The sequence below is a fragment of the Streptomyces phaeoluteigriseus genome (assembly GCF_001896135.2).
GTDB lineage: Bacteria > Actinomycetota > Actinomycetes > Streptomycetales > Streptomycetaceae > Streptomyces > Streptomyces phaeoluteigriseus.
On the sequence record NZ_MPOH02000019.1, the window covers coordinates 416,492 to 430,202 of the forward strand.

At 73.3% G+C, this 13,711-nt stretch carries 11 protein-coding genes and 3 pseudogenes; 2 read left to right on the forward strand and 12 right to left on the reverse strand.

Annotated features, from left to right (window positions below):
- Window positions 1-73: 73 nt before the first annotated feature.
- The 4 genes and pseudogenes from BM536_RS31440 to BM536_RS31455 all read right to left on the reverse strand — a co-directional run.
- Window positions 74-427: pseudogene (locus BM536_RS31440) on the reverse strand (YciI family protein); the annotation flags it as partial.
- 133 nt (window positions 428-560) lie between these two features.
- Window positions 561-1,541: an LCP family protein gene (locus BM536_RS31445; protein ID WP_245873928.1), complete on the reverse strand. Its 981-nt coding sequence runs from the start codon at window positions 1,539-1,541 to the stop codon at window positions 561-563.
- Between the two features lie 228 nt (window positions 1,542-1,769).
- Window positions 1,770-3,239: a glycoside hydrolase family 10 protein gene (locus tag BM536_RS31450; RefSeq protein ID WP_079275175.1), complete on the reverse strand. Its 1,470-nt coding sequence runs from the start codon at window positions 3,237-3,239 to the stop codon at window positions 1,770-1,772.
- Between the two features lie 82 nt (window positions 3,240-3,321).
- Window positions 3,322-4,393, reverse strand: a pseudogene (locus BM536_RS31455) (LacI family DNA-binding transcriptional regulator).
- A gap of 142 nt (window positions 4,394-4,535) precedes the next feature.
- Here BM536_RS31455 and BM536_RS31460 point away from each other — a divergent pair.
- A complete protein-coding gene (locus BM536_RS31460) occupies window positions 4,536-6,851 on the forward strand; it encodes a beta-xylosidase/alpha-l-arabinosidase (protein ID WP_073497509.1) in 2,316 nt (771 codons plus the stop codon).
- 12 nt (window positions 6,852-6,863) lie between these two features.
- Here BM536_RS31460 and BM536_RS31465 read toward each other — a convergent pair whose 3' ends face one another.
- From BM536_RS31465 to tsaB, 4 genes are read right to left on the reverse strand one after another with little or no spacing between them, the layout of a single operon-like run.
- Window positions 6,864-7,121 carry a hypothetical protein gene (locus tag BM536_RS31465; protein WP_073497507.1) on the reverse strand — a complete coding sequence of 86 codons (258 nt, stop codon included), beginning with the start codon at window positions 7,119-7,121 and terminating at the stop codon, window positions 6,864-6,866.
- Window positions 7,118-8,218 (reverse strand): tRNA (adenosine(37)-N6)-threonylcarbamoyltransferase complex transferase subunit TsaD, encoded by a 1,101-nt coding sequence (gene tsaD, locus BM536_RS31470; RefSeq protein ID WP_073497505.1) that lies wholly within the window; start codon window positions 8,216-8,218, stop codon window positions 7,118-7,120. Before tsaD ends, BM536_RS31465 begins: the two co-directional genes overlap by 4 nt.
- Window positions 8,211-8,741 carry a ribosomal protein S18-alanine N-acetyltransferase gene (gene rimI, locus BM536_RS31475; protein WP_073497503.1) on the reverse strand — a complete coding sequence of 177 codons (531 nt, stop codon included), beginning with the start codon at window positions 8,739-8,741 and terminating at the stop codon, window positions 8,211-8,213. Before rimI ends, tsaD begins: the two co-directional genes overlap by 8 nt.
- The gene (gene tsaB / locus BM536_RS31480) at window positions 8,738-9,391 is read right to left on the reverse strand and encodes a tRNA (adenosine(37)-N6)-threonylcarbamoyltransferase complex dimerization subunit type 1 TsaB (protein ID WP_094103790.1); all 654 of its coding nucleotides are present in this window, start codon (window positions 9,389-9,391) and stop codon (window positions 8,738-8,740) included. Before tsaB ends, rimI begins: the two co-directional genes overlap by 4 nt.
- Window positions 9,392-9,500: 109 nt before the next feature.
- Between tsaB and BM536_RS31485 the strand changes: the two are divergent.
- Window positions 9,501-10,048 (forward strand): annotated as a pseudogene (locus tag BM536_RS31485) (hypothetical protein).
- Window positions 10,049-10,052: 4 nt separating this feature from the next.
- Here the strand turns inward: BM536_RS31485 and BM536_RS31490 are convergent.
- The 4 genes from BM536_RS31490 to alr all read right to left on the reverse strand — a co-directional run bounded on the left by BM536_RS31490 (window position 10,053) and on the right by alr (window position 13,508).
- Window positions 10,053-10,232 (reverse strand): hypothetical protein, encoded by a 180-nt coding sequence (locus BM536_RS31490; RefSeq protein ID WP_073497501.1) that lies wholly within the window; start codon window positions 10,230-10,232, stop codon window positions 10,053-10,055.
- A 151-nt stretch (window positions 10,233-10,383) separates the two neighbouring features.
- Window positions 10,384-10,893 (reverse strand): tRNA (adenosine(37)-N6)-threonylcarbamoyltransferase complex ATPase subunit type 1 TsaE, encoded by a 510-nt coding sequence (gene tsaE, locus BM536_RS31495; protein ID WP_073497500.1) that lies wholly within the window; start codon window positions 10,891-10,893, stop codon window positions 10,384-10,386.
- Window positions 10,862-12,112, reverse strand: a complete 1,251-nt coding sequence (locus BM536_RS31500; RefSeq protein ID WP_073497498.1) for an alpha/beta fold hydrolase — start codon at window positions 12,110-12,112, stop codon at window positions 10,862-10,864. The genes tsaE and BM536_RS31500 overlap by 32 nt, the downstream gene beginning before the upstream one ends.
- Window positions 12,113-12,281: 169 nt before the next feature.
- Window positions 12,282-13,508 (reverse strand): alanine racemase, encoded by a 1,227-nt coding sequence (gene alr, locus BM536_RS31505; protein WP_073497496.1) that lies wholly within the window; start codon window positions 13,506-13,508, stop codon window positions 12,282-12,284.
- Window positions 13,509-13,711 lie beyond the last annotated feature (203 nt).

The following is a 13,711-nucleotide window of genomic DNA, read 5'->3' on the forward strand; positions in this document are numbered from 1 at the left end:
CCTGCCGGGGTCGCGGGGAAGGAACCACAGCCCTCCCCGCCCCCGGACGTCCCCGATCCGGAACCGGGATCAGCCCTCCCCGACTCTCCCGGACCTCCAGGGTCAGGGTCCAGTCGTCGCCGTGGACCTTCAGGAAGCGCTTGGCCCATTCGAGCGCCTCGGCCTTGTCCTTGCACTGCATGATCGCGTAGCCGCCGACGACCTCCTTGGTCTCGGTGAAGGGGCCGTCGGTGAAGGAGACCTCGCCGCCCCTGAGGTGGGCGCGGGTGCCCTGCGCGGAAGGCAGCAGGCCGGCGGTGTCGAGCATGACGCCGGCCTTGGTGATCTCCTCCAGCAGCTCGCCCATCCGCTGCATCAGCTCGGGGCTGGGGCCCTCGGCCGGCACGTTCGACTCGTCGATCCTCACCAGGGACAGGTAGCGGGGCACGGTGACTCCTCGGGTGGTGCGGGGGCCGGGCTCCTCCCGGCCTCTCACCCATGCGTCGAACGGGGAGCGGCCGGATCGACACCCTCGCCGGAGATCTTCGGAATCTTTTCGGACGGCCCGCTCGCGTGCCGGATCAGGCCCGCCGGAGCGACTCCCACAGCTCGCTCGCCTCGGGCTCGTCGGGCACGACCCGGTTGCGGTCCGAGGGCGCGGGCAGCACCGGCAGGGTGACGGTGGTGACGTTCGCGGCGGACAGGTCCTTCAGGCTCTGGCCGAGTTCCATCAGCTGGGCGAGGGAGTCGAGGCCGGTGTCGGTGGTGAGGCTTCCGGTGACCGCGTCGGCGACCCGGTAGAGCCGGGTGGGGCTGGTCAGCAGGTCGGTCGCGGCGATCTGCTCCAGCAGGGCTTTCACCAGGGTCTGCTGGAGGCCGATGCGCCCGAGGTCGCTGCCGTCGCCGATGCCGTGCCGGGTGCGGGCGAGGGCGAGGGCCCGCGTGCCGTCGAGATGGTGGGTGCCGGCGGCGAGGCTCAGGTGGCTGTCCTCGTCCTCGATGTCCTCGGTGGTGGTGACGGTGACCCCGCCGAGCGCGTCCACGAGCTTCGCGAAGCCGGCGAAGTCGACCTCGACGAAGTGGTCCATGCGGACGTTTGTGAGGGACTCGACGGTCTTCACCGCGCAGACCGGGCCGCCGAGCGCGTAGGCGCTGTTGAACATCGCGCCGTGGGAGACCTCCGTCGAGCCGCCGGAGGGCAGCGGGCAGGAGGGGCGGGTGACGAGGGTGTCGCGCGGGATGCTGACCACGGTGGCGCTGGTGCGGCCGGCGTCGATGTGCACGACCATCGCGGTGTCGGAGCGGGCCCCGGAGCTGTCGCCGCCGCCGAGCTGCCGGTTCTCCTCGCCGCTGCGCGAGTCCGAGCCGAGGACCAGGATGTTGACGGCCCCGGTGGGCAGCGGGGCGGCGGTGGCGGTGCCGGACGGGGACGGGGTGGTGACCGCGCGGGGCGGGCGGTTGTCGCCGAGTGCGCTGTCGACGTCGACGCCGCGGATGTTGTCGTTCAGCTGCCAGTAGACCCCACCCGCCGCCGCCACGCCCAGCACCAGGGTGCCGGCCAGGGTGAGGCCGACGGCCTTGAGCGTTCTGGACCGCCGGCCCCGCTGTCTTTCCTCGTAGCCGTCTCCGTGCCCGTCTCCGGGCTTGCGCCCGCGCCCGCTCGCGTCGTGTCCCGTCACGGAAGGAACGTACGTCCGAATTATGAGCGGACTGTTAGGAACGGCGGCCCGAGCGGGATTTCTTCGGAGAATCTCACGGTCGGCGAGTCACCGGCGCCCCTTTGCCCCCGCTCACCCCAGGGTCACCGCGGGCACCGGATTGCTGCCGCTCCACGAGCCGTTGAACCCGAAGGTGACCGAACCGCCGTCGGGAACCGTCCCGTTGTACGAGGCGTTGGAACAGGTGACGGTCGCCCCCGTCTGCGCGCAGGTCCCGTTCCAGGCCTGCGTGATCCGCTGCCCCGCACCGAAGTTCCAGCTCGCCCTCCACGACGACAGCGCCGCCCCCGAGCAGGCGATCCTCACCTGCCCGGTGAAGCCGGTGTTCCACTGACTGGTGACGCTGTAGGCCGCCGTGCAGGCACCCGTGGGCGGCTCGGTCGTGGTCCCGCCAAGCGCTTCGACGATCGCGCGGTACGCCGGTTTCGGCGCGTAGTTCTCGTCGTACGGCGTCGCCGCGCCCTGCCCCGGGAAGGTGTCCGGGATCCAGGAGTCGGAGTCGGTGAAGCCCCACACGGTGACGCCCGTGCAGCGGGTCACCGCCAGGCAGGCGCTCATGACGGCCTTGTAGTCGGCGGCCTGCTGGGTGAGCTTGGCGCTGTCCGAGGGCAGTTGCATCCGGATGTCCAGCTCGGTGATGGCCACGTCCACGCCGAGGTCGGCGAAGCGCTGGATGTTCTGCTGGAGGGTGGCCGGCACCTGACCGACGATCAGGTGGGCCTGGAGGCCGACCCCGTCGATCGGGACGCCCCGCTCCTTCAGCGACTTCACCAGGTTGTACAGGGCGGTGGACTTCGCGTTGACGCCCTCGACGTTGTAGTCGTTGATGTACAGCTTCGCGGCCGGGTCGGCGGCCCGTGCCCAGGTGAGGGCGCTGGCGATGTAGTCGGCGCCGAGGCCGTCGTACCAGAGGGTCGGGCGGTAGGTGCCGTCCTCGTCGAAGGGCTCGTTGACGACGTCCCACGCGGCGACGCGGCCCTGGTAGCGCCCGACCTCGGTGTTGATGTGGTTCTGCAGGAGCGTGCCGAGCTGGGCGGGCGTCCAGCTGCCGTTGGCCAGCCAGTCGGGGTTCTGGCTGTGCCAGACCAGGGTGTGGCCGCGCACCTCCTGGCCGTGGGCCTCGGCGAAGTTCACGATCCGGTCGGCCTCGGCCCAGTCGAAGGTGCCCTGGGTGGGCTCGACCGAGCCCCATTTCATGGCGTTGCCCGGGGTGAGCCAGTTGAACTCCCGGCCGGCGATGTCTCCGTAGGTGCCGGTGAGCTTGGAGCCGGTGACCGCCGTGCCCATGACCTTGCCCTTGGCCGCGGCGAGGTCGCGCAGCGGTGTGTCGGCGGCGTGGGCGGTGGTTGCTCCGGCGGTGATCAGCGCGCCGACGGTGGCCACCCCGGCGAGCAGGGCGGCGAGCCGGGCGCGGAACGAGGTACCGGACGCTCCCGTGGCCGGACCCGGGGGTGCCGTGGACGGACGGGACGGTGTCGCTGCCGCACTGGACGGTGTCCCTGCCGTACCGGAGGGTGTCGTTGAGGTACTGGAGGTTCTCATTGCGGGCGCCTCCGAAAGTTTCGGTTGTGCAACCGATTGACTTCGGAGGAGTGTGGGGGCGTCATCCCCACCCGTCAATACGTCAACTTCCGGCCAGGGGCGGCGCTCCGGTACTCGCCCGCACCACCAGGCTGGTCGCCAGCTCCACCCGGGTCGCCGTGGGCGCCTCGTCGGCCGCCCCAGCTCCAGCACCAGCCGGGCCGCCGCCTCGGCCATCTCGGTCAGCGGCTGCCGTACGGTCGTCAGGCGGGCGCGACCCAGCGGGCCACCGGCAGATCGTCGAAGCCGACCACGCTCACGTCCTCGGGGATGCGCAGCCCCAGTTCACGGGCGGCCTCGTAGAGGCCGAGCGCCTGGAGGTCGTTGCCGGCGAACACGGCCGTGGGCCGGTCGGGGCGGGCGAGGAGTTCGCGGCCGAGCCGGTAGCCGGTCTCGTGGTGGAAGTCGCCGGTCCTGACCATCTCGGGGTCGACCGGCAGCCCGGCCGTCTCCAGGGCCGCGCGGTAGCCGTCGAGCCGGGCCCGGCTGCACATCATCTGCGGGGGTCCGCTGATCGCCCCGATCCGCCGGTGGCCCAGTTCGACCAGGTGCCGGGTGGCGGCCAGGCCGCCCTGCCAGTTGGTGGCACCGATGGAGGGCACGTCGGCGCCGGGGTCGCCCGCCGGGTCCATCACCACGAACGGGATGGAGCGGCTGGTCAGCAGCGCCCGCTGGGACTCGTCGAGCCCGGACAGCACGAGCACCACGCCGTGCGGGCGGCGGGCGGCGACCTGGTCGGCCCAGGTCCGTCCGGGGGTGAGCCGCCCGGCGCTCTCGCTGAGCACCACGCTCAGCCCGGCGTCCCGCGCGACGTTCTCCACGCCCCGGATGACCTCCATCGCCCAGGCGCTCTCCAGTTCGTGGAAGACCAGGTCGATCAGGGGCGAGCGGGTCGCCTCGGCCCGGCGGCGCCGGTAGCCGTGGGCGCGCAGCAGCCCCTCGACACGGGTGCGGGTGGCGGGGGCGACGTCGGCGCGGCCGTTGAGGACCTTCGAAACAGTCGGCGCGGAGACGCCCGCCTCGCGCGCGATCTCCGCAAGGGTGGCCGTCTGTGCCGCCGGTCGCCGTGGCGGCCGGTCTTCCGTCCGCGTCTCAGCGGGCTCCGAGGGTGTCATGGCGGCGATCGTATCCCCGCGCTCCCTCTTGACGAACCCAAGGGGACGCCATAGGTTCCCGGAACATTCGAAGTTAAGCTCGAAACATTCGTTGTGGTTGGATTCCAGCTCTGGTGGCTCACCGACCTCTGACAGGAGTTTCATGACCACCGCCCCCTGGCGTGACCCCGCCCTGCCCGCCGTCGCCCGCGTCGACGACCTCCTCTCCCGGATGACCCTCGAGGAGAAGACCGCCCAGCTGTACGGCGTGTGGGTCGGCGCCGACACGGACGGCGACGGAGTCGCCCCGCACCAGCACGACATGACCGCCGGCTACTCCGCCGATGAATGGGACGAGCTGATCGGCAGGGGCCTCGGCCAGCTGACCCGCTCCTTCGGCACGGCCCCCGTGGACCCGGCGCTCGGCGCCCGCGCCCTGGCCCGTGCCCAGCGCCGGATCGTCGCCGCGGGCCGCTTCGGCATCCCCGCGGTGGCGCACGAGGAGTGCCTGGCCGGATTCACCGCCTGGCGCGCCACCGCCTACCCGGTCCCGCTCGCCTGGGGCGCCGCCTTCGACCCGCCGCTGGTCGAGGAGATGGCCCGGCGCATCGGCCACGACCTGCGCTCGGTCGGCGTCCACCAAGGCCTCGCACCCGTCCTGGACGTCGTACGCGATCCGCGCTGGGGCCGGGTCGAGGAGACCATCGGCGAGGACCCGTACCTGGTCGGAACGATCGGCGCGGCCTATGTGCGCGGCCTGGAGTCGGCCGGGATCGTCGCCACGCTCAAGCACTTCGCGGGCTACGCCTCCTCGGTGGGCGCGCGCAATCTGGCCCCCGTGCGGGCGGGCACCCGTGAGTTCGCGGACGTGACCCTGCCGCCGTTCGAGATGGCGCTGCGCGAGGGCGGGGCCCGCTCGGTCATGGCCGCCTACACCGAACGCGACGGCGTCCCCGCCTCCGCCGACCCCGAACTGCTCACCCAGCTGCTGCGCGAGGACTGGGGCTTCACGGGCACGGTGGTCGCCGACTACTTCGGCATCGGCTTCCTCCAGACCCTGCACCGGGTGGCGGGCACCCCCGCCCAGGCCGCCCACCTGGCGCTGGAGGCGGGCATCGATGTCGAGCTGCCGACCGTGAAGTACTACGGCGACACGCTCAACGAGGCCGTCCGCGCGGGCGAGGTCCCCGAGAACCTGATCGACCGGGCCGCCCGCCGGGTGCTGCTCCAGAAGTGCGAGCTGGGCCTCCTGGACGAGGACTGGCGGCCGGAGACCCCGGAGACGGTCGACCTCGACTCGGCGGCGAACCGCGCGGTGGCCCGCCGGCTGGCCGAGGAGTCGGTGGTCCTGCTGGACAACCCCGACGGGCTGCTCCCCCTCTCCCCCGACACCCGGATCGCGGTCGTCGGCCCGAGGGCGGCGGACGCCCTGGCGATGCTCGGCTGCTACTCCTTCCCCTCCCACGTCCTCACCCACCTCCCCGGGGCCGAGCCAGGCATCGACATCCCGACGCTGCTGGAGTCGCTGCGCGCCGAACTCCCCGACGCCAAGGTCACGTTCGCCGAGGGCTGCCCGGTCTCCGACCCGGACACCACGGGCATCGAGGAGGCCGTCGCGCGGGCCGCGGAGGCGGACGTGTGCGTGGCGGTCCTGGGCGACCGGGCGGGCCTGTTCGGCCGGGGCACCTCGGGCGAGGGCTGCGACGTGGCGGACCTGCGACTGCCCGGTGTCCAGGGCGCGTTGCTGGACTCGCTGGTGGCGACGGGCGTCCCGGTGGTCCTGGTCCTGCTCACCGGCCGCCCCTACGCCCTCGGCCGCTGGCACGGCCGCCTGGGCGCCGTCGTCCAGGCCTTCTTCCCCGGCGAGGAGGGAGGTCCGGCGGTCGCGGGAGTGCTGTCGGGCCGCGTCAACCCCTCGGGCCGACTGCCCGTGAGCGTGCCCCAGGTGACGGGCGGCCAGCCGTGGACCTACCTCCAGCCGCCCCTGGGCCTGGCCGGAGAGGTCAGCAACCTGGACCCGACCCCGCTGTACCCGTTCGGACACGGCCGCTCGTACACGACGTTCGCCTGGGAGGACGTCCACGGACCGGAGACCGGCCTCGGCACGGACGGCTCGTACGACCTCTCGCTGACCGTCCGCAACACCGGCGACCGGGCGGGCGCCGAGGTCGTCCAGCTCTACCTGCACGACCCGGTGGCCGGCGTGACCCGCCCCGACGTACGGCTGATCGGCTACCAGCGACTGGAGCTGCCCGCGGGCGGGTCGGCCCGGGTGACCTTCCACTTCCACACCGACCTGTCGGCCTTCACCGACCGCGGCGGGCGGCGCGTGGTGGAACCGGGCGACCTGGAACTGCGGCTCGGCACGTCCAGCGCGGACGTACGGCACACGGCACGGCTGAGCCTCACGGGGCCGGTACGGGTGCTGGGGCCGGACCGGCGGATGCGCTGCGAGACGCGGGTGTCGGAGCAGGCGTAGGGCGGCCCCGGCTCAGTCCGGGTCCACCGCCTCGAACCGCCACCGGTGCACCGCGCGCGTGACCAGCTCGCCGTCGGGCTCCGGCAGTTCCGGGAGGTCCGCGTCGAGGTCCGCGTCCCACCAGGTGATGACGAGGACCCGGTCCTGCGGGGCACGGAAGGTCTCGCGGCGCACGGGAGGGCGCGGGAGCCGCTGCTCCCGCGCCCACGCCAGCAGTTCCCCGCCCCGGCCGTCCGCCGCGCGGGCCTCCCACATCAGCGCCACCGTCATGAGTACAGGTTGTCCTTGCCGCCGACCTCGTGCGCATGGTCGTGGTCGTGCGCGCGGCCGGGGACGTGCGGGTCGGTCACCGGCAGGGACGAGTCCGCCGACAGGTCCCAGTCGGAGGCGGACCGGTTGCGGGCCACCATCTCCGCGCCGAGCGCCGCGACCATCGCGCCGTTGTCCGTGCACAGCTTGGGCCGGGGCACGCGCAGCCGGATACCGGCCGCCTCGCAGCGCTCCTGGGCCAGGACGCGCAACCGGGAGTTGGCCGCGACGCCGCCGCCGATCATCAGGTGGTCGACGCCCTGGTCGCGGCAGGCGCGGACGGCCTTGCGGGTCAGCACGTCCACCACCGCCTCCTGGAAGGAGGCCGCCACGTCCCGCACCGGCACCTCCTCGCCCGCGGCCCGCTTGGCCTCGATCCAGCGGGCGACCGCCGTCTTGAGACCGGAGAAGGAGAAGTCGTACGCCGGGTCCCGCGGGCCGGTCAGCCCACGCGGGAAGGCGATCGCGGACGGGTCGCCCTCGCGCGCGTACCGGTCGATGACCGGGCCGCCGGGGAAACCCAGGTTCAGCACGCGGGCGATCTTGTCGAAGGCCTCGCCGGCCGCGTCGTCGATCGTCGCCCCCATCGGGCGCACGTCGGAGGTGATGTCCGAGGAGAGCAGCAGGGAGGAGTGCCCGCCGCTCACCAGCAGGGCCATCGTCGGCTCCGGCAGCGGGCCGTGCTCCAGCTGGTCCACGCAGATGTGCGAGGCCAGGTGGTTCACGCCGTACAGCGGCTTGCCGAGGGCGTACGCGTAGGCCTTGGCCGCCGACACGCCGACCAGCAGCGCGCCCGCCAGACCGGGGCCGGCCGTCACGGCGATGCCGTCGAGGTCCTTCGCGGAGACGCCCGCCTCCTTCAGCGCCCGTTCGATCGTCGGGACCATCGCCTCCAGGTGCGCGCGGCTCGCCACCTCCGGCACGACCCCGCCGAAGCGGGCGTGCTCGTCGACGCTGGAGGCGACGGCGTCGGCCAGCAGGGTGGTGCCGCGGACGATGCCGACGCCGGTCTCGTCGCAGGAGGTCTCGATGCCGAGGACGAGCGGTTCGTCAGTCATTGATCTCGGTTCCTTGTACTGATGTCGGTTCCGGGGCGGCGCCGCTGTCGGATGCCGTGGTCAGGCGCATCACGAGGGCGTCCACGTTCCCCGGCTGGTAGTAGCCGCGCCGGAAGCCGATGGGCTGGAAGCCGAAGCGCTGGTACAGCTTCTGCGCGCGGACGTTGTCGACGCGGCACTCCAGCATGACCTCGGCGCACTCGAAGGCGGTCGCGGCCCGCAGCAGCTCGGCCAGGAGCCGGCCGCCCAGTCCGGTGCCCCAGTGATCGGCCGCCACGGCGATGGTCTGGACGTCGGCGAGGTCCCCGGAGGAGGCGAGGCCCGCGTAGCCGACGACACGGTCGCCGCTCTCGGCCACCACGTACCGGCGGGTCGCCTCGGGGCCGCGGGAGTGCGCCAGCTCGGACCAGAACATGCCGCGGGACCAGGCGTCCTCGGGGAAGAGGGCCTTCTCCAGTTCGAGGACGGGATCGATGTCCCACCAGCGCATCTCGCGCAGCACGGGGATGACGGGCTCGGTCACTTGGGGGTGACCACCTTGTAGTTCTTGGGGACCTGGGCGTCGGGCCGGCGCAGGTAGAGCGGGCGGGGCTCCGAAAGCTCCTCCCCCGCGGCCAGTCTCTCGGCGGCCAGCGAGGCGAGGGCGGCCGCGGACACGTGCTCCGGCTCGTGCGCCGCGGGGAAGGTGTCCGGGTAGAGCAGCGCGCCCGCCCCGACCGCGGGCAGTCCCGCCACCTGATCGGCGATGTCGGCCGGCCGGTCGACGGCGGGCTCGGTGACGCGGGTGCGGGAGTCGGCGTAGCGCGCCCAGTACACCTCCTTGCGGCGGGCGTCGGTCGCCACGACGAAGGGGCCTTGGAGGTCGGTGGCGTACGCGAGGCCGTCGAGGGTGCACAGGCCGTGCACGGGGACGCCGAGCGCGAGTCCGAAGGTGTCGGCGGTCATCAGGCCGACGCGCAGCCCGGTGTACGGGCCGGGGCCGATGCCGACGACGATCCCGGTGACGGCGTCGAGCCGCTGCCCCGCCGCGGCGAGGAGGCGGTCGACGGCCGGCAGCAGCAGTTCGCCGTGGCGGCGGGCGTCCACCTGGCCGGCCGAGGCGAGGACGTCCGTGCCGTCGTGCAGGGCGACGGTGACGGCGGGGGTGGCGGTATCCAGAGCGAGCAAGAGCACGCAAACAGCCTACGGCTCCGCGGGGCCCGGGCACGGCCGCCCGGGTAAGGGGCCCACCGGCTGCTAACGTCGCCGGGAGGCACTGACGTACGACGGAGAGGTGGTCGCGGTGGCAGGCAGCAGCTCGACTTTCGTGGCCGCGCTCACCGTGGCGGCCGTGGCGACCGTCGGGTTCCTCGCCTTCCAGGCCTCGGCGAACGTGCCGGCCGACCTCGCGTCGCCGCCGCCGGCCGCCTCCCCCACGACGCCGAAGGCACCGCGCGACATCCGGGACCTCACCGCGCTGCCGGCCCGCTCCGGCACCGGCGCGCGGGTCGTGTACTCGGTGGACGACGACCGGGTCTGGCTGGTGGCCGAGGACGGCAGGCCCACGCGCACCTTCCAGGTCACTCCCGGCAGCGTCGACCCGCTCCCCGGCACCTACGCCGTCACCTCCCGCTCCGGCGCCGTCACCGGCACCGACGGCACCCCGATCGAGCACGTGGTGCGCTTCACCGACGTCAAGGGCGTCTCGATCGGCTTCAGCGCGGCCGTCGACGGTTCGAAACCGGTCGTCGACCCGATCAAGAAGACGGGCGGCATCCGCGCCTCCGGCCGGACGGGAAGGCGCTCTGGAACTTCGCCACGATCGGGCAGCGGGTCGTCGTGATCCGCTAGACGGTCAGGCGGCTTCCCGGTGCCGGGTGTGCCGCTTCTCGGCCCCGGTCGCCGTCGCCGGGTCCGGCTCGCGCGGCGGGCGGGAGACGGCCTCCGCGGCGGCGCAGGACGCCAGCAGGTCGCGCATGGACACCCCGGCGAGGGCGGACGGCCGCCGCGGGGCCTTGGGCTCGGTGGCCGGCATGGACGCCTCCTGAGGACCGGGGCGGACCTAGTTAGGTAGCCCTAACCAAGGGCGGGATACCATGTGACCACGCCCAGGACACCGAACGCAACATCTTGCCGACGTCTTGTCGGAACGTCCACGTGCGGCACGTCCCGCCCCCGCCGCGCGCTCAGGCCGTCAGCACGCCCAGGTCCGCCGAAGCCCACCGCTCACCCAGACCGGTGACCGTCACCTGCCGGACCTCGTCCGTGGTGTCGCCCACGGCCCGGTGGATGCGCACCTGGAGCCGCTCCTCGGTCAGCTCCTCGACCTTGCCCTCGCCCCACTCCACGACGATCACGGACTCGGGCAGGGACACGTCGAGGTCCAGGTCCTCCATCTCGTCGAGCCCGCCGCCGAGGCGGTACGCGTCGACGTGGACGAGCGGCGGACCGTCCCCGAGGGACGGGTGGACGCGGGCGATCACGAACGTCGGTGAGGTGACCGCGCCCCGCACGCCCAGACCCTCACCGAGCCCGCGCGCCAGCGTCGTCTTGCCCGCGCCCAGCTCCCCGCTGAGCATCACGAGATCACCGGCGCGCAACAGTCCGGCCAGGCGCCGGCCCAGGTCCCGCATCCGCTCGGGGGAGGTGACGGTCAGCTCTGTCTCAGCCCTGCGCGCTGTTGCTGGTGCTTCCATAGCCACCCACGGTAACGCCTGCCGGTACGGCGCCCGCGCGGGTGAGCAGGTCGGCGAGCCGGTCGGTGACGACCTCCGGGTGCTCCAGCATCACGAGGTGCCCGGCGTCGGGGACGAGGACCAGTTCGGCGTCCGGCAGCAGGTCGGCGATGGCCTCGCTGTGCTCGCTGGGCGTCACCAGGTCCCCGATGCCGGACAGCACCAGCACCGGCATCTCCGTGAAACAGGCGAGCGCCTCGGTCTTGTCGTGATCGGTGAAGGCCGGGTAGAACTCGGCGACCACGTCGATCGGCGTGCCCTCGATCATCCGCTCGGCGAACCGGGCGACGGCCGGATCCACGTCCCGGGACGCGAACGAGTACCGCTTGATGATCCCCGCGAACAGATCGGCGGTGGCCCGCCGTCCCTTCTCCACCAGCGCGGCCTGCTGCCCGAGCGCCTTCAGCACGCCCGGCAGCACCCGACGCACGGCGTTCACCCCGGCGACCGGCAGCCCGAAGTTCACCTCGCCGAGCCGCCCGGACGACGTTCCCACGAAGGCGGTGGCGGCGACCCGCTCGCTGATCAGCTCGGGGAACTGCGCGGCCAGCGCCATGACGGTCATCCCGCCCATGGAGTGACCGACGAGCACGATCGGCCCCTCCGGCACGGCCGCGTCGATGACCGCCTTCAGGTCGCGCCCCAGCCGGTCCATGGTCAGCGGCTCACCGTCGCGCAACTGGGCCGCACCGCGCGCGGACCGGCCGTGGCTGCGCTGGTCCCAGTACACGGTCCGTACGACGCCCCGCAGGGCCGCCCGCTGGAAGTGCCAGGAGTCCTGGCTGAGGCAGTAGCCGTGGCTGAAGACGACGGTGACGGGGAGCGGGGACTTGCGGCCGAACAGGCGGCGCCGCCGGTTCGCCGGTCCGCCCTGCGGCTCGACGTCGTCGACCTCGTAGTACAGCTCGGTGCCGTCGTCGGCGTACGCCTTGCCGGGGGTGCCGCGCAGTGCGCCGTACGGGCCGGTGGAGTCCAGGGCGAGGCGGGCCTTCGCCCGCATGCCCCGTCCGACGGTCATCCGCTCCAGGGCGACTCCGGCGGCGGCGCCGGCGGCGATCACGCCTATCGCGGCGCCCGCGATGCCCGTCGTCCGACGCCAGCCACCGGCCCCCGTGGCGGAGGCGGCGTCGACGATCGCCGAGGCGGCACTCGCCACTGCCTCCGCGCTGCTCTCGCTCACGTACCGCTCCTCTTCACCGGATGTCGCCGGATACCGGGGTGCCCGCGCACGCGGGTACCCGTCTCGTTCCTCGTTCACATGAACCGCATGCACGCGAATCACATGCACATGAATGGACGCGCGCGGGCGCGCTCAGGAAAACGTGCTCACGAAGTCCGGTCCGCCCGGCTCATCCCGCTCGTCCCGCTGGTCCCGTCGCCGCGTTCGTCGCGTTCATCTCGATCGTCTCGTTCGTCTCGTCGACATAGACGCGGGGGACCCGTGATCCGATGCGCGTGACGATCTCGTAGGCGATGGTGCCCGCGGCCTGCGCCCAGTCCTCGGCGGTGGGCTCGCCCCGGTCGCCGGGGCCGAAGAGCACGGCCTCCTCGCCGGGCCCCGGTTCGTCACCGCCGAGGTCGACGACGAACTGGTCCATCGCGATCCGCCCGGCGACCGTACGCCACTTGCCGCCGATGAGGACCGGGCCGGTGCCCGAGGCGTGCCGGGGGACGCCGTCGGCGTATCCGAGGGGTACCAGGCCGAGGGTGGTCTCGCCGGGAGTCGTGTAGTGGTGGCCGTAGCTGACGCCGTGGCCGCCGGGGACGTGCTTCACCAGGGCCAGCGAGGCCGCCAGCGTCATCACCGGGCGCAGTCCCAGGTCGGCTGCGGAGCCCAGCTCGGGGCTCGGCGAGACGCCGTACATGGCGATGCCCGGCCGGACCAGGTCGAAGTGGGTCTCGGGGAGCGTGAGCGCGGCCGGCGAGTTGGCGATGTGCCGCACCTCGGGCCGTACGCCCCGCTCCTCGGCGTACGCCAGCATCTCGCGGAAGCGGGCGAGCTGGGCGGCGACGGAGGGGTGGCCGGGTTCGTCGGCGCAGGCGAAGTGGGACCAGAGGCCGGTGATCCGGACGAGGCCCTCGCGCTCGGCGCGCAGCGCCTCGGTGACCAGTTCGGGCCAGTCGGCGGGCTGGCATCCGTTGCGCCCGAGGCCCGTGTCCGCCTTGAGCTGCACGCGGGCGGTCCGCCCGGCGAGCCGCGCGCCCTCGACGGCCTCGCGCAACGCCCACATGCCGCTCACGGACACGTCCAGGTCCGCCTCGACGGCCTCCCGCCAGGGGCCGCCCGGCGTCCACAGCCAGCACATGATCCTGACGTCCGCCGGCAGGCCCGCCCCGGCGCGCAGCGCGAGGGCCTCCTCCGGGGTGGCGGTGCCGATCCAGCCGGCGCCCGCCTCGACGGCTGCGCGGGCGCAGGCGACCGCGCCGTGGCCGTATCCGTCGGCCTTCACCACGGCCATGAACGCCGCACCGGGCGCCTTCGCGCGCAGCGCGCGCACGTTGGCCCGCAGCGCGGCCAGATCGATCTCGGCGCGGGCACGCTGCGGGGCGGCGGTCGGCTGTGCAGTCTCACTCATCCCGCCCAGTCTCTCAGAGCCCCCGGACGCACCCTAAGAGCCGGGCCGCATCACCTGACCGCCACCCGCTCGGTGGGACAGGGCGCCGGCCGGACACCGCATCCCACCCGGCATCCGAAGACGAACCCCCACCGCCCCGAGCCCCACCCACCGAAGGCGCGCCTGTCAGGCGCCGGACGGCTGCATCCCACCCGACCCCCCGC

Coding starts and splice junctions, on each gene's coding strand:
- BM536_RS31490 (WP_073497501.1), bottom strand. CDS start 10,232: ATGCCGGCCACCGAGCCCAAGGCCCCGCGGCGGCCGTCCGCCCTCGCC.
- BM536_RS31450 (WP_079275175.1), bottom strand. CDS start 3,239: ATGAGAACCTCCAGTACCTCAACGACACCCTCCGGTACGGCAGGGACA.
- tsaE (WP_073497500.1), bottom strand. CDS start 10,893: ATGGAAGCACCAGCAACAGCGCGCAGGGCTGAGACAGAGCTGACCGTC.
- BM536_RS31460 (WP_073497509.1), top strand. CDS start 4,536: ATGACCACCGCCCCCTGGCGTGACCCCGCCCTGCCCGCCGTCGCCCGC.
- alr (WP_073497496.1), bottom strand. CDS start 13,508: ATGAGTGAGACTGCACAGCCGACCGCCGCCCCGCAGCGTGCCCGCGCC.
- tsaD (WP_073497505.1), bottom strand. CDS start 8,218: ATGACTGACGAACCGCTCGTCCTCGGCATCGAGACCTCCTGCGACGAG.
- BM536_RS31465 (WP_073497507.1), bottom strand. CDS start 7,121: ATGACGGTGGCGCTGATGTGGGAGGCCCGCGCGGCGGACGGCCGGGGC.